Source organism: Paraburkholderia sp. RL17-347-BIC-D (assembly GCF_046027915.1).
In the GTDB taxonomy this organism is placed as follows: domain Bacteria; phylum Pseudomonadota; class Gammaproteobacteria; order Burkholderiales; family Burkholderiaceae; genus Paraburkholderia.
In genome coordinates, this window is sequence record NZ_JARESS010000017.1 from 1 (window position 1) to 17,991 (window position 17,991).

The 17,991-nt window shown below is 59.0% G+C and carries 15 protein-coding genes and 1 pseudogene; 9 read left to right on the forward strand and 7 right to left on the reverse strand.

The window, feature by feature from the left end; translation table 11 throughout:
- From P0D96_RS22695 to P0D96_RS22705, 3 genes and pseudogenes are all read right to left on the reverse strand, one after another.
- Positions 1-1,071 (reverse strand): annotated as a pseudogene (locus P0D96_RS22695) (FUSC family protein); the annotation flags it as partial.
- 7 nt (positions 1,072-1,078) lie between these two features.
- Positions 1,079-2,137 carry a multidrug transporter subunit MdtN gene (gene mdtN, locus P0D96_RS22700; protein ID WP_408315384.1) on the reverse strand — a complete coding sequence of 353 codons (1,059 nt, stop codon included), beginning with the start codon at positions 2,135-2,137 and terminating at the stop codon, positions 1,079-1,081.
- Positions 2,138-2,156: 19 nt separating this feature from the next.
- Positions 2,157-2,750, reverse strand: coding sequence for a YtcA family lipoprotein (locus P0D96_RS22705; RefSeq protein ID WP_408315386.1), 594 nt, complete (start codon positions 2,748-2,750; stop codon positions 2,157-2,159).
- 168 nt (positions 2,751-2,918) lie between these two features.
- On the opposite strand from P0D96_RS22705, the gene P0D96_RS22710 reads away from it, so the two are divergent.
- The 3 genes from P0D96_RS22710 to P0D96_RS22720 all read left to right on the forward strand — a co-directional run bounded on the left by P0D96_RS22710 (position 2,919) and on the right by P0D96_RS22720 (position 6,662).
- Positions 2,919-3,311 carry a DUF3331 domain-containing protein gene (locus P0D96_RS22710; RefSeq protein WP_408315388.1) on the forward strand — a complete coding sequence of 131 codons (393 nt, stop codon included), beginning with the start codon at positions 2,919-2,921 and terminating at the stop codon, positions 3,309-3,311.
- Between the two features lie 322 nt (positions 3,312-3,633).
- Entirely contained in the window at positions 3,634-5,355 is a 1,722-nt protein-coding gene (poxB, locus tag P0D96_RS22715; protein ID WP_132375896.1) for a ubiquinone-dependent pyruvate dehydrogenase, read from the forward strand.
- A gap of 134 nt (positions 5,356-5,489) precedes the next feature.
- Positions 5,490-6,662: an MFS transporter gene (locus P0D96_RS22720; RefSeq protein WP_408315500.1), complete on the forward strand. Its 1,173-nt coding sequence runs from the start codon at positions 5,490-5,492 to the stop codon at positions 6,660-6,662.
- A gap of 125 nt (positions 6,663-6,787) precedes the next feature.
- Here P0D96_RS22720 and P0D96_RS22725 read toward each other — a convergent pair whose 3' ends face one another.
- Entirely contained in the window at positions 6,788-7,426 is a 639-nt protein-coding gene (locus P0D96_RS22725; protein WP_408315390.1) for a response regulator transcription factor, read from the reverse strand.
- A gap of 537 nt (positions 7,427-7,963) precedes the next feature.
- Here P0D96_RS22725 and P0D96_RS22730 point away from each other — a divergent pair.
- Together P0D96_RS22730 and P0D96_RS22735 are read left to right on the forward strand one after the other, a co-directional pair.
- On the forward strand, positions 7,964-11,329 hold the full coding sequence (locus tag P0D96_RS22730; protein ID WP_408315392.1) for a PAS domain-containing sensor histidine kinase: 3,366 nt from the start codon (positions 7,964-7,966) through the stop codon (positions 11,327-11,329).
- Positions 11,330-11,589: 260 nt separating this feature from the next.
- A complete protein-coding gene (locus tag P0D96_RS22735) occupies positions 11,590-11,940 on the forward strand; it encodes a winged helix-turn-helix domain-containing protein (RefSeq protein WP_408315394.1) in 351 nt (116 codons plus the stop codon).
- Positions 11,941-12,045: 105 nt separating this feature from the next.
- Here the strand turns inward: P0D96_RS22735 and P0D96_RS22740 are convergent, their stop codons facing one another.
- Positions 12,046-12,411 (reverse strand): response regulator, encoded by a 366-nt coding sequence (locus tag P0D96_RS22740; protein ID WP_408315396.1) that lies wholly within the window; start codon positions 12,409-12,411, stop codon positions 12,046-12,048.
- Positions 12,412-12,457: 46 nt separating this feature from the next.
- Complete coding sequence (locus P0D96_RS22745; RefSeq protein WP_408178884.1) at positions 12,458-12,571, reverse strand: hypothetical protein; 114 nt, start codon at positions 12,569-12,571, stop codon at positions 12,458-12,460.
- Positions 12,572-13,164: 593 nt separating this feature from the next.
- Here P0D96_RS22745 and P0D96_RS22750 point away from each other — a divergent pair.
- Positions 13,165-13,878: an alpha/beta fold hydrolase gene (locus P0D96_RS22750; protein WP_408315397.1), complete on the forward strand. Its 714-nt coding sequence runs from the start codon at positions 13,165-13,167 to the stop codon at positions 13,876-13,878.
- Positions 13,879-13,970: 92 nt separating this feature from the next.
- On the opposite strand, the gene P0D96_RS22755 is transcribed toward P0D96_RS22750, so the two are convergent.
- Complete coding sequence (locus P0D96_RS22755; RefSeq protein WP_408315399.1) at positions 13,971-14,657, reverse strand: TetR/AcrR family transcriptional regulator; 687 nt, start codon at positions 14,655-14,657, stop codon at positions 13,971-13,973.
- A 271-nt stretch (positions 14,658-14,928) separates the two neighbouring features.
- On the opposite strand from P0D96_RS22755, the gene P0D96_RS22760 reads away from it, so the two are divergent.
- From P0D96_RS22760 to P0D96_RS22770, 3 genes are read left to right on the forward strand one after another with little or no spacing between them, the layout of a single operon-like run.
- On the forward strand, positions 14,929-15,903 hold the full coding sequence (locus P0D96_RS22760; RefSeq protein ID WP_408315400.1) for an HlyD family secretion protein: 975 nt from the start codon (positions 14,929-14,931) through the stop codon (positions 15,901-15,903).
- Positions 15,900-16,844 carry an ABC transporter ATP-binding protein gene (locus P0D96_RS22765; protein WP_408315402.1) on the forward strand — a complete coding sequence of 315 codons (945 nt, stop codon included), beginning with the start codon at positions 15,900-15,902 and terminating at the stop codon, positions 16,842-16,844. The genes P0D96_RS22760 and P0D96_RS22765 overlap by 4 nt, the downstream gene beginning before the upstream one ends.
- Positions 16,841-17,983: an ABC transporter permease gene (locus P0D96_RS22770; RefSeq protein ID WP_408178790.1), complete on the forward strand. Its 1,143-nt coding sequence runs from the start codon at positions 16,841-16,843 to the stop codon at positions 17,981-17,983. The genes P0D96_RS22765 and P0D96_RS22770 overlap by 4 nt, the downstream gene beginning before the upstream one ends.
- Positions 17,984-17,991: the final 8 nt, after the last annotated feature.

Consider the following 17,991-nt stretch of genomic DNA (forward strand, 5'->3'; position numbering starts at 1 on the left):
AGGATTGGTCCATGCGTCGGGCGCGACCATCGGTTCGCTGGCGGGCGGCTTGCCGGCCGCAGCGGCACCGCTTGTAACAAGATCGGCGTACGCGCGCAGCGCTCGCTGCGATTCGGCAGCAGCAGGAATCGTGTCGGCGGCATTGCGCTCTTCAGGTGTCGCCGTGCTCACGTAGCGATAGGGCTCGCCAGTCATGACCGAGTCATCGAGCGCGCGGCAGTTCGCACGCAACTCGCGCAACATCGCCAGTTGCGCTGCCGACACGCCTGGCCAACTGAGCGGCAGTTCACTCGCTCCACGATAAAGCCGCGACACGGTCGCAATGCACGCAAGCTGTGATGCCTGATGCTCGCGATAGTGGGCATCACGCATCGTCGTGAACCGCAGCAGCTTCTGCAGGGTGAGCGCGCCTTGCTGGACGGCCGCCAGCGTGATCGGCGCGGCGCTCGCGGTGCCGTCGACCAGCTGCGTCAGGCGCGCGTCCAGCGTCGCGAGTTGCCGATGGATTTCCGCCTTGAGTTGCAATTGCGGTTCGGCAGGCAACAGCAAGGTATTGACCACGAGCGTCAGGGCGATTGGGTAGTTGACGGCGATCCACACCCACAACACCGCGCGGATCAGCAGGTCGGCCTGATCGGTCTGGTCCACGAAACTCTGCACGTAGATCACGACGATCGCGACGATGAAAAACACCACGCCGATCTTGAGCACCCGGAGCAGGTACACGCTGCCAAAGAACATCAGACTCGCGATGACGATGCGCAGCAACGGATAGTCGAATGTAAACTTCAACAGCAGGATCGACAGGCCGATGGCGAGCGTCGAGCCGACCATGAACATCACGCCGACCAGCCGCGTGACCACCACGTTCGACTGCGTGACATAGAACACCACGAGTAGCGACAACGCGAGTTCGGGCACCTCGAGCGCCATCGACACGACGATCACGATGGCGCTCGTCAGCATGGAACGCAACATGACGTTCAGACGCCCTGGAAACGGCGCAAGCTCGCGCATCAGGAAAGCGCCTGCATCGCGCAGCGTGACGGGCAGATAGTCGGCGGCGGTCATGGGTTCCTCAATGGCGCTCGCCGTCGTCGTCGTGCCCGGGTTCCAGCACGGCCACCGCCGACGTACCGACGCGAAACAATTCCGGGTTCGGCTTGTCGATGCGGATCTTCACCGGGAAGCGCTGCGATACATGCACCCAGTTAAGCGTGCGTTGAATGCGCGGCAATCCGCCGGGCAATGCAAGGCCGGCTTCATCGGGCGCGATACCATAGCTGATCGAGTCGACGCTGCCCTGGAAACGCTGGCCCGTATCGCTCATCAGGTAGACCGTGGCAGGCGTCCCCGCCCTGACGCCCTTGAGTTCGGTCTCGCGAAAATTCGCGACCACGTACCAGTGGCGCGTATCGATCAAGGTGAAGACCGGTTTGAGCGCCGTGGCAAACTGGCCGGTCGATGTCTTCAATGACACGATGCGTCCGTCGAACGGTGCTCGCACCGTCGCATACTCCAGATTCAGTTCGGCCGTCGCGATCTCCGCCATGACGACGGCGCGTTGCGCGACCAGCGCATCGACGCCGCTCACAGCAGCCGCCGCCTGCTGCGCCTGCAATTGCGCGGCGCTGAGTTCGGCCTGCGTGGAGCGTTGCGCGGTGCGCGCACGGTCGACGTCTTCCGCCGACACATAACCGTGTGACAACAACGGCTCCATGCGGTGCAGCGTGTCCGACGCCTGGCCGGCTACGGCTCGCGCGCGCTCGACGGCCGCACGCACCGACTGCGCGTTGTACTGCTGCGCATTGACCGTGCGCTGGGTCAGCTCGATCTGGCGGTCGAGCGCGACGAGGGACGCCTGGCCCCGCGCGAGCGCATCCTGGTACGGGCGCGGATCGATACGGAACAGCAGATCGCCCTGCTTCACCGCCTGATTGTCGCGCACGGCCAACTCGACGATGCGGCCGCTGACTTCGGGCACGACGTCGATCGTATCCGCGTAGACATAGGCGTCGTCGGTGCGAGGCGCCCGGTCCCACACCCGGATGACGTAGACGAGCAGCAACAGTGTCACCACGACCATCACGATGGCCGGCCATTTTCTCTTCGATGTCCTGCTGGCTGGGGTCGCCATTCATCCACCCGACAAAAATTCAATGTTGGAAGAACATCAACCAGACAGCGAGCGCGAGGAATGCGACAAGCGTGGGATACACCACGGCGGAAGGTCCCATCAGATTGTCGGCCTGTAAGCGCTTGAGGATCAGATAGATGACGACCGTGAGCACGACGCCCGCGACGATACAGAACAGCCAGTCGGGAAAGTACGCGCCCAGCACGCCAATGGATGGCGAATTTGCGCACCCTGACATCGGAATCGCGGCAATCGCGGCCGCGCCGATTGCACGCTTTGAACATCTGCCTCTGGCTAGTGGCATGTGTCGTTTCAAAGTCGTCTCTATGGTTGAAATCAATGTTACGCCTTGCAGATACGCCGATGCGTCTCGCCTCGGATTTCGGGTTTTGGGCAGTGAGGGAAACGGCTTCGGGCGCACCGGAGATGTGACGCTTGCTTTGCATTTCCAACAAAGCGCCTTCATCCAAAGGCCTTCTGAAGAAACTGACAGCGCACCTTTCAAGATCATAGCCTGTGGGCCGCCCGTCGACAGATGGCAGGCGCACCAAGCCGTCACAATAACGCCGAAAAAGGTATTCCGCATTACATGAATATGTAATGTCGCCGCCATGACTCCTCTTCCTGGTCAAACCCTGACGCACTCCACATTCATGTAGTAGCGGCCCGCAATTGCGCTGACTATCATCAAGCCGGGGTCGAATGTTGGCTCGAGAATCCGGCACGTCACATTGATTGCGCACGGCATCTTTTTGTCTAATGAGAATCGAGGAACCGCATCATGCAAGCGCCCTTTGAAGAAGACAGAACGTGGCAGTCCGCGACGGCGCGCCTCTCGAACGAAAGCGAAATGCAACGGCCCATTGTGTCCAGTCGCGCGCGCCCGATGTGCGGCAAAGGCAAGTTTTCGAAATGCGCGATCCGGATTCTGGAGCGCAATGGACAGATCTCGGCAACCATTGCGTGGAGCGACGCGACCTCCTGCTGCTACGGCGAACAGACATGGCGGCGCTGCATCGCGAGGAAAGCCGGGGTTTGCGCACTGAGCGGCCAGACCATTGCAACCGGCGATGCCGTGTATCGACCCAGGCGTGGCCGACCTGCCCCACGAAACGTCGAAGCGATGATTCTGGCTACCGTCATGGACGCTACCCCCGTGGAGGAAACAGTCTGACAGGTCAAATCCGGCTCTGCGTCAACAACGATGACGTCATGCTCGGCCAACGTATTTCATATCTACGTAATCCGAATCTTGTTCCGGTGTCCTGCCGTAACTCAATCAGTGTCGAGCGCCAATAGCCTGTCCAGGCTGATTCCAGATTCATGTAATAGCCGCGCTTCGCCACGCTCACTAACATCAAGGACCTGACACTGCGGACCGTCCAAAACAGCCACTACGGCTGGGTGATTGCACCGCGCTCATGCGGACGTGTCTCTTTGGTCTCTCTGCGAAAGCATCGCACTCGTAGTAATTCATTCACCTATGGAGATGTGAAATGGCGACGATAGCTGCCGACTACATGGTTGGTGCACTAGTCAACGCGGGCGTGAAGCGCGTGTTCGGTGTCGTGGGGGATTCGCTCAATGGATTCACGGACTCGCTGCGCCGGGATGGTTCGATTGAATGGGTTCACATGCGGCATGAGGAAAGCGCGGCTTTCGCCGCTGGCGCCGAGGCTCATCTCACGGGGCAGCTCGCAGTGTGCTGCGGAAGTTGCGGTCCGGGGAATCTGCACCTCATCAACGGCTTGTTCGACTGCCAACGCAGCGGCGTTCCCGTTCTTGCTATCGCCGCGCATGTCCCAAGCACGGAAATCGGCATCGACTATTTTCAGGCGACTCACCCCGAAATCCTGTTCAAGGAATGTAGCCACTACGTCGAACTCGTCACCAGCCCGGACCAACTGCCGCAAATTCTGGGCCGCGCCATCCGGACAGCGGTTGCGCGTAAAGGCGTCGCTGTTGTCGTCATACCTGGAAATGTGGCGCTCGGACCTCTCACCAAACCTGTGCCGACCTGGAGCGCGCCTTCCGCTCCGGTGATTCACCCATCAAACGACGATGTGACGGAACTCGCAGGCCTGCTGAACCGGTCGTCGCGAGTGACGTTGCTGTGTGGGGCCGGCTGCAAGGATTCCCATGCGGAAGTCGTAGAACTCGCCCGCAAACTGCAAGCACCGATCGTGCACTCGCTGCGAGGCAAGGAATACATCGAATACGATAATCCATTCGATGTGGGCATGACGGGCCTTGTCGGTTTCGCTTCTGGTTATTCCGCGATGAAGAGTTGCGACATGCTCCTGATGTTGGGCACCGACTTCCCTTATCGACAGTTCTACCCGGAGAAGGTGACTATCGCGCAGGTCGATACAAGGGCGGAAGCGCTCGGCAATCGATGCCCGATAGAGCTTGGCGTATTGGGAACCGTCAAGGATACGCTCAATGAACTTCTTCCGAAAATTCAGCAGAAAACCGACAGCAGCTTTCTGAATCGCGCACTCGACGACTATCGCAAGGCTCGCCAGAGTCTGGATGCGCTGGCGGAGCCGGAAGCGGGCAGCAGCACGATCCATCCGCAGTACGTGACGCGGCTCGTCAGCGAACTCGCGGACGAAGATGCGATCTTCTCCTGCGACGTCGGCACGCCCATCGCATGGACCGCACGATATCTGAAGATGAACGGCAAACGACGACTGGTCGGTTCGTTCAACCACGGTTCGATGGCCAATTCGTTGTTGCACTCGATCGGCGCGCAGGCTGCTTTCAGGGACCGACAGGTGATCTCGATGTCGGGTGACGGCGGCTTCACCATGATGATGGGCGAGTTCCTGACGCTGATTCAAACCGGTTTGCCGGTCAAAGTCGTCGTGCTCAACAACGGAACACTCGGCTTCGTGGAAATGGAGATGAAGGCCAGTGGGTTCATCGATACGGGATGTGACCTGAAAAATCCGAACTTCGCCGCGATGGCCAACGCGATAGGAATCAAAGGCGTGCGCGTCGAGCATCCTGCGGAGCTGGAAGGCGCCCTAGCCGAAGCATTCGCCCATCCGGGCCCGGCTCTCGTCGACGTAGTGAGCGCGCGTCAGGAGCTCGTGATGCCTCCCGCGACCACCACTGATCAGGCCTACCACTTTGGGCTGTTCATGCTTCGTGCCGTCATGGACGGTCGGGGCCAGCAGCTCATCGATCTCGCAAAGGTCAACCTGTTCCGGTAACGCGGTCCGCAAAACTCAACGGAAATCGAACCATGTCCAGCAAGGCCGTCAGCACCGTCAATGTTGCATCACACCGCCAGCCCATCCACATGGGTTTCGTCATCGCCTGGCTTTTCTGTGCCGCGTTCTACTTCATGCAGTACATGCTGCGTTCGGCGCCGGGCGTGATGATACCCGAGCTGAGTGCGGCGTTCGCCCGCGATGCGCTGGGCGTGGGCGCGCTAGTCGGCCTGTACTACTACACCTATGCGCTGTTCTCGATCGTTTGCGGTGCGTTGCTCGATCGACTCGGCGGCAAGGCCGTCATTCCGGCCGGCATCGTTCTCGTTGCCGTCGGCGCGGCGCTGTTCGGTCTGGGCAGCGTGGAGGCGGCGCAGGTCGGCCGCCTGCTGCAAGGCGCGGGTTCGGCGTGTGGGTTCATCGGCGCGGTGTATCTCGCCACGCACGGCTTTCCCCCGCGTTCTCTTGCGACGGCGGTGGGATTCACTCAATGCTTCGGCATGCTGGGCGGCTCCGCAGGGCAGTTCGCCGTTGCCCCGCTGATTCACGGCCTCATCACGTGGCAAAAGTTCTGGTGGCTGTCCGGCCTTGTCATCCTTTTGATCGCCGTGCTGGTGTTCTTCGCGACGCCCGCAGTCCATGACGACAGCCCAGCCAACCAGGGCTCATGGATAAAGATGTTCGCGCCGTACAAGGAAGTGCTGTCCAATCCGCAGTCGTATCTCTGCGGTTTCTGCGCCGGCTTGCTGTTCCTGCCGACTACGATCGGCGACATGATCTGGGGCATTCCGTTCCTGCACAACGGTCTCGACGTCAGCTATGCGGAGGCCGTCAATCGTGCGAGCATGGTGCCGCTCGGCTGGGTGATCGGCTGCCCGCTGTTAGGTTACCTGTCTGACCGTCTGGGGCGTCGCAAGCCGGTGTTGATTGCCGGCGCACTGCTGATGCTTGTGTCGGGCGCGGGCATTTTCTATCTGCCAGCCGGTGTGGCGCCGCCTTATGTGCTCGGGCTGCTCCTCGGCATCGGCTCCGGTGCGGCAATGCTGCCCTACACGGTCATCAAGGAAGTCAATCCGGACAACGTGAAGGGCAGCGCCAGCGGCGCGATCAATTTCCTGGTATTCACGTTCAGCGCCTTGCTCACGCCCGCGTACGGCAAGCTGCTTGCCCACGTCGCGAGCGGCGGCGCAATGGATCTGCCGGTGTTCCGCGCAGCCGGCTCGTGGCTGCTCGGTGGCATCGTGCTCGCAATGGTGCTTGCGATGTTCATGCGCGAGACCGGATCACGCGGACGTGCGAACGCGTGAGACTGTACGGCCAGGCTAGCGTTTTTTGATCCTATCCGAAGGATGGGCCGCCGACGCTGCGACGTTCGGGCGTTTTGGTGGCCGCAAGATTTCCGTATCGGGTCGGTGCTAACACGCATCAGGCGTCAGGCATCGAACGTGGTTGTCGACGACGTTTCGAGTTGCAGTTTGCCGGCCTGCCGGACGAGAGTAGCAAACGAATCCGCCTGCATTTTTTTCATGATGTGGCCGCGATGCACCTGCACGGTGTATTCAGTGATGCCGAGGGTTGCCGCCACCTGCTTGTTGAGCAAACCGCTTGCGAGTAGCGGCAACAGTTCCTGCTCACGAGGTGTCAGCGATTGATAGAGCGCTTGAAGCGTCGCTGCATTCTGCGCTTCCTCGCGAAGAACGTATGCTCTCGCGAGAGCCGCGTCGACCGCGCGCATCAATGCATCTTCATCGACAGGCTTGGTGAGGAAGTCGACAGCCCCGCCCTTCATGGCAAGAACTACGGACGGCACATCTCCCATTCCGGTAATGAAAATGACCGGAATCGGAGAGTCCATGCGAAGAAGCTTCTGGACTTCCAGGCCATTCATGCCAGGCATTCTCATATCCAGGATCAGACATGCCACCACATTTCGATGCGGTTTGTCCAGAAACTCTCCACCGGAGCTGAATGCCTGGACGTCTCTTCCGTTTGCGCGCAGCAGCGCAGAGAGTGCTTCTCGCACCCGGCTGTCGTCGTCCACCACATAGACCAGTTCGTTTGCGGATTCCATGGAACCCCCTGTAGTCAGGCAAACTTCCCCTAACGTCGGTACAGTCGATCAGCGATAGACGCGCAGAATGTGCCTCTCAGGCGGGCGTGCCGACGAGAAATTATAGCCGTGGGAATCGTTGCCCGGAAGCGTAGGGAGCCGCATCGTGCATTACATGATTATGTAATGTCAGCGCCGTATATGAAATTGTAGGCTGAGCGTTCCACCTTGTCCGCTTGATTGGAAATCCCGATGCGGCGCACTCGGAAACACGTCATTGCTATCAGCCCACTATGCTCTTCCAAACCGCGTCTTCGAAAAGCTTTGATCCCCAAATGCAAGCAGCGATTCGCTATGGTATGACGGATCGCTGTCTCCTCGTATCCGATTCGTGCGCACTGCACTGCGCGCGACCAGGCCTCGCACGTACTACATAAAACAACCGACGACACCCCCCGCTCAATTTGCGCAAGGCACCATTGCGCTGGAAGATCCTGCCATGGGCGGAGACATGCAAAAGTACCACCGTCCAATGCGCCGACGAACTCGGAGGTTGACATGCTTACCGTGTTGATACCACGCTCGTCTCGGGATATTGCCCTCAGCGTCGCCATATCCAGTGCGTCAAGCATCGCAGGGTTACTAGAACCGATTTCCGGCATCCTCAGCCTCCTCTTTGTTGTCCTGATCGCGCACTTTTTCGGCAGGAGTTTCGGGCGTCTGGCCGCTGGGTTCGCCTCGCTTGGGATAGCCGGAATGGCATTCACCGCCGGTCACCCTCCGCTTGACTCCGGCTCTATCACCCATTCCGCGGTCGCAATCGCGGCGGCATGGCTTTGTGCCGAGCTGGCCTCCCGGCGCCCCCCGCAGCCTGACTCAACGGCCGGATCGAAGGATGGACAGTTCGATGAGCAACTCCGCCAACTGAACCAGACACTTCAAAGTATTAGCAGTCTTTTTCCCGGCCATGTGTGGACCGCGCTGCCCACTGGTCACATCGAATACCTGAGCCCCAGCCTGTGCGAATACACAGGCATAAAGGAAGCACACCACTGCGACTCTTTCCGAGCCGCAATCCACCCTGACGACCTGCAGACAAACGACCGATACTGGGGGGCGCTTCTGGCCGGAAACGACATGGGAGAGCTCGAGCTTCGACTCCGACGTACTGACGGCGAGTACCGGTGGTTTCTCTGCCGTGTCAAAACGATAAAAAACGAAAGTGGACGGCTACTGCGATGGATCGGTGTGAGCTGGGACATACACGACCGGAAGACCGCTGAATCCCTGCTTCGAATCGAAGAGGAAACCTATCGGCGCATTGTGGATAGTGTGCCGGCATGCGTATGTGTCGGTGGACCCACCGGCGAGCTTGTCTATGTGAATAAAGTCGGCGTCGCCGCGTTGGGACGACCGATGGAGGAAATAGTCGGCGACCGATGGATGGCTTACATTCATCCCGATGACCTGCCCGCCGCACGACAGCGATGGAATGCGTGCATTGCCGCGCGTGAACCGGTCGACATTGCCGTGAGGATGCTGCAGCGCGACGGCATATACCGCTGGCAGCGTCTTCTCGCCGAGCCATCACGCTCGTCGAGCGGGGACGTCATCAACTGGTACCTCGTCGGAATAGAAATCGAGGAGACCATCAAGGCTCAACAGGCATTGGCGGCCAGTGAGAAAGAAGCCCGAGAACTCCTCGATCGATTACCCGGCCGCTTCGCTACCCGGACAGAGCACGAGTTCGACTACGTGAGTCAGCAGATTCTCGAGGAAACGGGAACGACGCTTGAGGGCATACAGAATCTCGGCTTTCTGAGTTTCATTCACCGCGATGACCGCGACCGGATAGAGGCGGGCCATCGTCGCTCTCTTCGGGAAAAGAGCGCGCACGATACGACCTATCGATGGGCAGACCGCGACGGTAACTATCGATGGCACCACGCGCGCTCGATCCCTTACTTCAATGATGACGGAAGCGTTTACAAGTGGTATGCCGTGACCATCGACATTGACGATCTTTACAGGTCTAAAGAGGTCATCCGCGAAAATGAGGTTCAACTGAACTGGCTGGCGGAAACCGTTCCGGGCCTGCTCTGGCGTACGGACTCCCATGGCCGCCTGCAATACGCCAACAAGCGCACTGAAGACTACACCGGGCTACAGCTCGATGATTTGGTGGCGAACGGCTGGCTTCACCTGGTGCACCCGGATGACTCCGCGTCGACCGTTGAAGCCTGGCAGGATTCCATCGATAGCGGGAGGCCTTTTGACTGGGTCTATCGGCTCCGGGCGGCCGACGACACGTATCGATGGTTTCAATGCAAAGGCGCACCTATGCGGGGTGCCAACGGTGACATTTTGAATTGGTATGGGCTTTCGACGGATATCCACGACCGGCAGTTAGCCGAGGAGGCTCTTCGCTCGGAAGAGCTTAATTTGCGAAGGCTCGTGGACGCATTGCCCGTGATGATCTGGCGCGCCACACCGCAAGGAGATGTCGACCGGTGGAATCGACAAATGCTGAAGTTCATGGGCAAGGGCGAGGAAGAATTCGACAGAGAAATGTTACTTAAACTAATCCCCGAAGCTGACCGCCTTCGCGTCCGTTCGCGCTGGAGGCAAGCTGTCCAGGAAGGTGCGTCCTATCAGGACACGTACCAGGTGACGGGCGCCGATGGGAAACTGCGCTGGTATCTCGCTCGCGGCGAACCGTTTCGCGACGAGAGCGGACAGATCCTGCACTGGTACGGCGTATGTACGGACATCAACGATCTCAAGCAAACGGAAGCAGTGCTCGAACAGCGGGAGCACCAACTACACGAGCTTATCGAGACCATCCCGGCCATGCTCTGGTGCAATGACCCACAAGGCAGGCTCACTTACGTCAATCGGAAGACCTCCGAATTTGTTGGCCTGGATATTTCACAACTCGAGAACCTCGGCTATCAGAAGACCTTCCATCCTGACGATCTGGACAGCCTGCTTCAGGCGTGGACACACTCGATCGAGACTGGCGAACCGTACTGCCATGTTGCGCGGCTTCGCCGAAAAGACGGCGTCTATCGCTGGTACCAGAACACTGCCGAAGCAATGAGAGACGCCGACGGCAACATTGTTCAATGGTATGGGCTCAGTCTTGATATCGACGAGCGCAAGCGCGCGGAGGACCGGCTCAGACAGACTCAGGCTGAACTCGCGCGTGCAACCCAGATTGCCACGGTCGCGGAACTCTCGGCGTCGATCGCACATGAACTCAATCAGCCGCTCACGTCCGTTATCGCCAATGCGCAGGCTTGCAAACGGTGGCTCGCGGCGTCTCCGCCCAATTTAGGCGAAGCCAGGGTTTCCGTGGAAAGCGTCGTTCGAGATGCCCGTTCCGCGGACGAGACGATGCAAAGCATCCGCGCATTGTTCAAGCGGCAAACATTCCAGAAACGGGAACGGAATGTGAAAGACATGGTCCTCGAAGCCGTCCGTCTGCTACGGGAAGACGAAACCAGGCGTAGCGCCGACATCGAGTTCGACTTGCCCGATGGCCTGCCTCCAGTGTTCGTCGATCAGATACAGATTCAGCAGGTCCTTCTTAACCTCATCACGAACGGCATAGAGGCCACGGAGAACTCGGGACGCACACCCAGGATTCTGATTGCCGCGAGCCCGGTTGACGACCGGTCCATACTGCTCGAAGTCATCGATAACGGCTCGGGCATCGTCGACGACGACGACAGCATATTCGACGCATTCGTCACGACCAAGTGCAAGGGGATGGGCATCGGACTTGCGGTGTCCCGTTCCATTATCGAGGCTCATGAGGGTCGGCTTACCGCCTCCAATAACGAGGGCTACGGAGCGACCTTCGGCGTCGTCCTCCCCGTCTTGCCTGTCCCGATTTCCCAACCGGAGGTGGGCGCGAGATAGTGCAACCGGGCGACTTTCGCCATGCGTCCGCCGCCTGCTCCAATGCCCTCCGTCGCTTCAACCACAGAGCCTCGTCGACAAAAACAGACTTGACTCCAGATTCATGTAATAGCGGTCAGACATACGGCCAACTACCATCGAAACCAGGTAGAACACTGGAGCGACCACGGCTCGATGACTTCAACGCTGCTATCGCAGTCGCCGGTCTGCGCCGGTTACTGTCCCAATACAGCGGCCTCAAACGAATGGATATTTAAGCAATGATTCGCATTGGAAATCTGACTGTCTTCCCGGACCGGCGAGAGATATTCGTCGACGGCTCGCCTGTCGAGCTTGGCTGCAGAGCGATGGATGTTTTTCTCGTCCTTATCGAAGCAAACGGCGCATTGGTGACAAAGGAGAAGCTGATAGATCAGGTGTGGCCGACCACCATAGTCGTGGACAACAATCTTCACGTGCACATCTGCTGGATTCGTAAAATGATGGGCGAGGATCGTAAGTTGCTGGTATCCGTACCTGGCCGCGGCTATCGTCTGTTGAGACCGGTTCAGCTGCCGCATGCCGCCTCGATTTTCGTCGACTGTACTGACTCAAGGTGGGGTGCGCAGTAGTTTTTTCTCTTCGAGCGCGACACGTCCCGCTCAAAACAACTTGCCGGCGCCTGCAAATCTGGCAGCGCTCGTCCTAAGGCAGAGGTGGACCGACCACCGACGCCTTCAGGCGATGCTGTCGAGCAGGTCCAGCAACGCGTCCCCATCGACAGGCTTTCTGAAGAAGCCTAGTGCGCCTCTCTGCTGATAGTAGTTTTCAGTATGCTCGCCCGGTTTGCCGGTAATAATGATGACGGGCATTGCTGCGCCAGAATGAACCACACGCTCGAGCACTTGCAAGCCGTCGATGGGCCGCATTCCCAAATCCGTTATAACGCATAACAGACCCACGTAGCCGTCGGAAAAGAAATCTTGTGCCGATTCGTAGAGCCGTGTTCCATACCCGCCTGAGGCCAACAGGTTCGCTAGAGAGGTCAGAACCCGCCGATCATCATCAATCACGGCAACGGTTCGAACCGGAGGCGCGAGCATTTCTTTCCTCCGGGCCATGGAGTCTCACAAAGGTTTGGCGTTGGCGTCAGGCATCGAACGTGGTTATCGACGAGGCTTTGAGTTGGAGTTTGCTTGCCTGCCTGACAAGAGTCGCAAATGAATCCGCCTGCATTTTTTTCATGATGTGGCCGCGATGCATTTGCACGGTGTATTCGGTGATACCAAATCGAAAGGCTTTGTGAGGAAATCAACTGCCCCGCCCTTTATGGCAAGACCGTAGTTGAATGCCTGAGCGTTCGTTCCGTTTGTGCGCAATAGTGCAGAGCGTGCTTCTCGCACCCGACTGTCGTCGTCCGCCAGATAGACCAGTTCGTTTTCGGATTCCATAGAACCCCTCTGCGGTCAGGTAAAAACCTCTCCTAACTTCGGTACAGTCGATCTGCAGTAGGCCCGCTAAATGTGCTGCTCAAAGGGCGTGCCGATGAGAAATTATAGTCATCGGAATCGTCGTCCGGAAGCGTGAGGAGCCATGTCGTGCATTACATGATTATGTAGTGTCACCACCACGTATGAAGTTGTAGGCTTATTGTTTGGCCTCATCGGCCGCGGCGCATAGCGTCGGTCGTTCCAGATACACCATCTTCTACAGCGTAATCACGGCCGTCACCAGAGCCAAAGTAACTATTTATGCCTGAACGCTGCTTACAAGGGAATATTGGCACTTGTCCAACTGTTCAATGATTTGAGGCTCGTTTGCGAGCTGAAGGCCAATCATTCTGGAGCGACTTTAGTATGAATTCAAACGCCAAGCATACTTACGTATTGATCGCGGGCGCGTGGCATGGTGGATGGGTATGGCGCGATGTGATTCCAGGCTTACGCGAATTAGGACACGCCGTGACCGCACCCACGCTGACCGGACTCGGCGAGCGTCGCCACAATGGCACCGGCGACACAGATCTTGATAGCCACATCGACGACGTGATTGCTCATATCGAAATGGAAGGCCTGCGCTCCGTCACCCTGGTTGGATGGAGCTATGGCGGTATGGTCATCACTGGTGTGACCGCACGAATCCCCGACAAGATCAAATCGCTGATCTACCTGGACGCCTTTGTACCCGAAGACGGAAAATCTCTGGTTGACTATGTCCCGGCCGAGATGCGCGCCCAGTTCGATGAGTTTGTAAAAAAGGACAATTCAATTCCTCCAATCCCACCGGAAGTATTTGGCGTAACCGCCCCGACACTCGCCGAATTCGTGACGCCCCGCCTCGCCCATCAACCATGGCAAACTTTCTATGAACCGGTGCGGGCCCGGCCTCTACGCCAGGACATTTCCGTCGGATACGTGTACTGCTCGGGGTGGAATGCGACTCCATTCACACAGTTCTATGAAAAGTTCAAAAGCGATCCGCGCGTTCAGACAGCCGTCATTGATACCGGCCATCACTGTATGCTCACCGAGCCATTGAAAACCATCGAGGTCCTCGCTAACCTCGCATAAGCGGGTGTCTCTCATTGCTGTCTACTGGCCACCCTCGCAGATGTGCGGCGCGCATTGTCTTTGGATAAGCCGGGTCGAAATATAGTCGTGGTTCACTTGGCTTCCGAACGATGAGCGAGTGCGATCGCATCGAGACCCGCGAGCACGAATCGCACAAAATCCTCTGCAAGCGCATCCTTGTCCTTGGCGATAGCGGGCAATAGAGCGGACTGCATCTGCTTTGGCGCGATCATCATGGCGATGCAGGGCAACACTGAAAACATCAAAGCCCGCTGAACCACGGGCGTGGTCGGGTCCAGCCCCAGCACGCCGCCGATCACCTTGAGCAGGAATGCGGCCTTCGGACGCACCGCTTTCTCGATGAGCGCCGGGATGGCTTTCGACGGTGACAGCACTTCGCGCAGCATCAGCATAAAGCCCCAAGGCGTGCCCGCGTTCGTTGAAAGACCGACGAAACGCGAAAGGACCGCGCGCAACTGATCCTTGGGATCGTCGAGGCCCGCAGCAAGCGCGGCCAGCTCGTCAAGACCCACGACTTGCCGGTGCGCCTCGACCAGCGCTGCTTCGTAAAGCGCTTCCCTGCTTCCAAAGTGATAGTTCACCGACGCCATCGGTGTGCCCGCGCGTTCGCAAATTTCCTTGCTGGTGGCATCCGCGAAACCACGTTCGGCGAACACCCGGCCTGCAGTCTCGAGCAGGTGCTGACGGGTCGCCGCGCCGTCAGGGCGCGAGGCCCGTCTAGGCTGGGTCGCGGCTGTCTTTTTCGGGGTGGTCGGCATGGTCGAAGACTTACATTCCAGAAATAGTTTGAATTTGAATTCAAATTCGCATAGTATCCATTCTACTTGATCTGCGTCCGGTCCGCGAACGGACGCGCCGGCATGAAATGCTCAGTCACCAAGGCAGCCGGATCGCCCTCGCGGAGACTGCAGATTGAACTCATCGCGCGCTTTCCGTCGTGTTGAGTCGATCCGTCCAGTGTTCCGATCGGGACACCACAGGGTTTTAATTATGGATGACTTACTAAATAAACGCCTCTCGGTGGGAGTTTTGTCTAACCCCACGCGAGCGCAACGATTTGCCGGCGCCACACTTTCCTTGCTGCTCGTCGCTCTGTTATCGGCCTGCTCGCGGCACGAAGCGGCGACTTACCAAGGCTACGTCGAAGGTGAATTCGTCTACCTCGGCTCCTCGCAAGCCGGCAAGCTCACGGCGTTGTCAGTCTCTCGCGGACAAACGGTCAAGGCGAACGCCCCGCTATTTTCCCTTGACGCCGACGATGAAACCCACGCGCTCGCCCAGGCGCAGCAGCAACTCGCGGCGGCCCGCGCTCAACTCGCCGACATCCGGACCGGCAAGCGCGTGCCCGAAGTCGACGTCAACCGTGCGCAACTGGCCGAGGCCGTCGCCAACGCCCGCAAGGCCGCGCTGCAACTGACCCGGGACGAAGCCCAATATCGCGCGGGCGGCATCGCAAAAGCTCAACTCGACGATTCGCGTGCGAATGCCGACTCTACCGCCGCACAGGTTCGGGAGCTCACCCATCAGGTCGACGTGGCTCGCCTGCCGGCCCGTTCACAACAGATCGTCGAACAGGAGGCGCAGGTAGCCGCTGCCGATGCCGTGGTTGCGCAGGCGCAATGGAAGCTCGATCAGAAACGCGTCAGCGCGCCATCAGAAGGCCTTGTCTATGACACGCTCTATCGCCAGGGTGAATGGGTGCCCGCCGGCAGTCCGGTCGTCCAGATGCTGCCGCCGAAGAACGTCAAGGTGCGTTTCTTCGTTCCGGAGACGATCGTCGGGCAACTAGCACTCAATCGCGGCGTGACGCTGCATTGCGACGGCTGCGCGGCTGACGTGCCAGCGAAGATCACTTACGTGTCGAATCAGGCTGAATACACGCCGCCCGTCATCTATAGCAACGAAAGCCGCGCCAAACTCGTGTTCATGGTCGAAGCCCACCCGTCGATTGCGGACGCGACGAAGCTTCATCCGGGCCAACCTGTCTCGGTGGTGCTGCAATGAACGACGACACCCAACAGTACGTGATCGACGTGCATGACCTGAACAAGCGCTTCGGCAACAAGCACGTTGTCAACAACGTCTCGTTGCAGGTCGGCCGCGGCGAAATCTTCGGCTTTCTCGGGCCAAACGGCAGCGGCAAGACGACGTCCATCCGTCTCATGTGCGGCTTGCTCACGCCGGATTCGGGCAGCGGCACCTGCCTCGGCTACGACATCGTGCGCGAGAGCGAGCAGATAAAACGCAACGTCGGGTACATGACCCAGCGCTTTTCCTATTGGGAAGACTTGACCATCCGCGAGAATCTCGACTTCGTCGCGCGCATCTACCAGATGCGCAACCGGCGCGAGGCGGTGGATCGCTCGCTGGAATCGCTCGGCCTGCAAACGCGCGCGAACCAGTTGACCGGTTCCTTGTCGGGCGGGTGGAAGCAGCGGCTCGCGCTGGCCGCCTGCATGTTGCACGAGCCGAAACTGCTGCTGCTCGACGAGCCCACCGCCGGCGTGGATCCCACCGCACGGCGCGACTTCTGGGAAGAACTGCACCGCCTCGCCTCCACCGGCATATCGGTGCTCGTCAGTACTCACTACATGGATGAAGCCGAGCGCTGTCACAAGCTCGCTTATATCGCTTACGGGAAGATGCTCGCGCGCGGCACCGCGAGCGAAGTGATCGAATCACAAGGCCTTTCGACGTGGTCGATCCATGGCGAACACCTAAGCAAACTATCCGAGCAGCTCCGCACGACGCCCGGCGTTGACCAGACCGTCGTGTTCGGTTCCGCGCTGCACGTCAGCGGACGCGATCATGAAGCGCTCGAAGCCGCGGTGCGGCAAGCGGTGGTCGGAACCTCGCTGCGCATCAAACCGATCGGCACGGGGCTCGAGGATGTGTTCATCTATCTGATGAGCCATTCGAAAGACAACTTCGGAGCGCCGTCATGAGGAATCGCACCGTCTTCTCCTTGACGCGCTGGTGGAGCATCGTTCTCAAGGAGTTTCTTCAGCTGAGGCGCGATCGCGTCACGTTCGGCATGATCGTCGGGTTACCGATCATCCAGCTGGCACTGTTCGGCTTCGCTATCAATACCGACCCGAAGCATCTGCCGACAGCCGTCATCATCCACGACCAGAGCGAGTTTTCCCGCAGCTTCGTTGCGGCGATGACGAACTCCGCTTATTTCGACATCGTCGAAATCTTGCCTGACGAGGAGGCCGGACGCCGCGCGCTCGCTCAGGGCAAGGTCCAATTCGTGCTCAACGTGCCGGTGGATTTCTCCCGCAAACTGCTGCGTGGCGAGCATCCGTCACTACTGGTCGAAGCCGACGCGACCGATCCCACCGCAACGAATACCGCCGTCAGCGCGCTGCCGAAACTCGTCCAGCCGGTCGCGAACAAAGATCTGACGGGTCCGCTCGCACACCTGAACGGCACGCAAAACGCATTCGACGTGCAGGTTCACAATCTCTACAACCCCGAAGGCGTGACGCAATACAACGTCGTGCCCGGACTGATGGGCGTGATCCTGACTATGACGCTCGTCATGATGACCGGCCTCGCCGTGACTCGCGAACGCGAGCGCGGCACGATGGAAAACCTGCTCGCCACTCCTGTTCTGCCAATCGAAGTGATGACCGGCAAGATCGTGCCCTATGTCGTCATCGGGCTCATTCAGGCGTCGATCATTCTTGCCGCGACGCGCTACGTTTTCCACGTTCCGTTTGTCGGCAGCGCGCTGGCCATCTATCTCTCGGCGCTGCTTTTCATCGCGGCGAATCTGACGGTGGGCATCACGCTTTCTTCGCTCGCACAAAACCAGTTGCAGGCGATGCAACTCACCGTCTTCTACTTCTTGCCCAACATCCTGCTTTCGGGCTTCATGTTCCCGTTCGCGGGCATGCCGGCATGGGCGCGGTTTATCGGCAACCTCTTGCCGCTGACCTATTTCAACCGGCTGATTCGCGGAATTTTGCTCAAGGGCAATGGCTGGGCCGACCTGTGGCCATCGGTGTGGCCAATGGCGCTCTTCACGGCAATCGTCATGGCCATTGCATTGCGCTTCTACCGGCGCACGCTCGACTAGGGGGACAC

Coding starts and splice junctions, on each gene's coding strand:
- mdtN (WP_408315384.1), bottom strand. CDS start 2,137: ATGGCGACCCCAGCCAGCAGGACATCGAAGAGAAAATGGCCGGCCATC.
- P0D96_RS22705 (WP_408315386.1), bottom strand. CDS start 2,750: ATGGCGGCGACATTACATATTCATGTAATGCGGAATACCTTTTTCGGC.
- P0D96_RS22710 (WP_408315388.1), top strand. CDS start 2,919: ATGCAAGCGCCCTTTGAAGAAGACAGAACGTGGCAGTCCGCGACGGCG.
- poxB (WP_132375896.1), top strand. CDS start 3,634: ATGGCGACGATAGCTGCCGACTACATGGTTGGTGCACTAGTCAACGCG.
- P0D96_RS22720 (WP_408315500.1), top strand. CDS start 5,490: ATGCAGTACATGCTGCGTTCGGCGCCGGGCGTGATGATACCCGAGCTG.
- P0D96_RS22725 (WP_408315390.1), bottom strand. CDS start 7,426: ATGGAATCCGCAAACGAACTGGTCTATGTGGTGGACGACGACAGCCGG.
- P0D96_RS22730 (WP_408315392.1), top strand. CDS start 7,964: ATGCTTACCGTGTTGATACCACGCTCGTCTCGGGATATTGCCCTCAGC.
- P0D96_RS22735 (WP_408315394.1), top strand. CDS start 11,590: ATGATTCGCATTGGAAATCTGACTGTCTTCCCGGACCGGCGAGAGATA.
- P0D96_RS22740 (WP_408315396.1), bottom strand. CDS start 12,411: ATGCTCGCGCCTCCGGTTCGAACCGTTGCCGTGATTGATGATGATCGG.
- P0D96_RS22745 (WP_408178884.1), bottom strand. CDS start 12,571: ATGCATCGCGGCCACATCATGAAAAAAATGCAGGCGGATTCATTTGCG.
- P0D96_RS22750 (WP_408315397.1), top strand. CDS start 13,165: ATGAATTCAAACGCCAAGCATACTTACGTATTGATCGCGGGCGCGTGG.
- P0D96_RS22755 (WP_408315399.1), bottom strand. CDS start 14,657: ATGCCGACCACCCCGAAAAAGACAGCCGCGACCCAGCCTAGACGGGCC.
- P0D96_RS22765 (WP_408315402.1), top strand. CDS start 15,900: ATGAACGACGACACCCAACAGTACGTGATCGACGTGCATGACCTGAAC.
- P0D96_RS22770 (WP_408178790.1), top strand. CDS start 16,841: ATGAGGAATCGCACCGTCTTCTCCTTGACGCGCTGGTGGAGCATCGTT.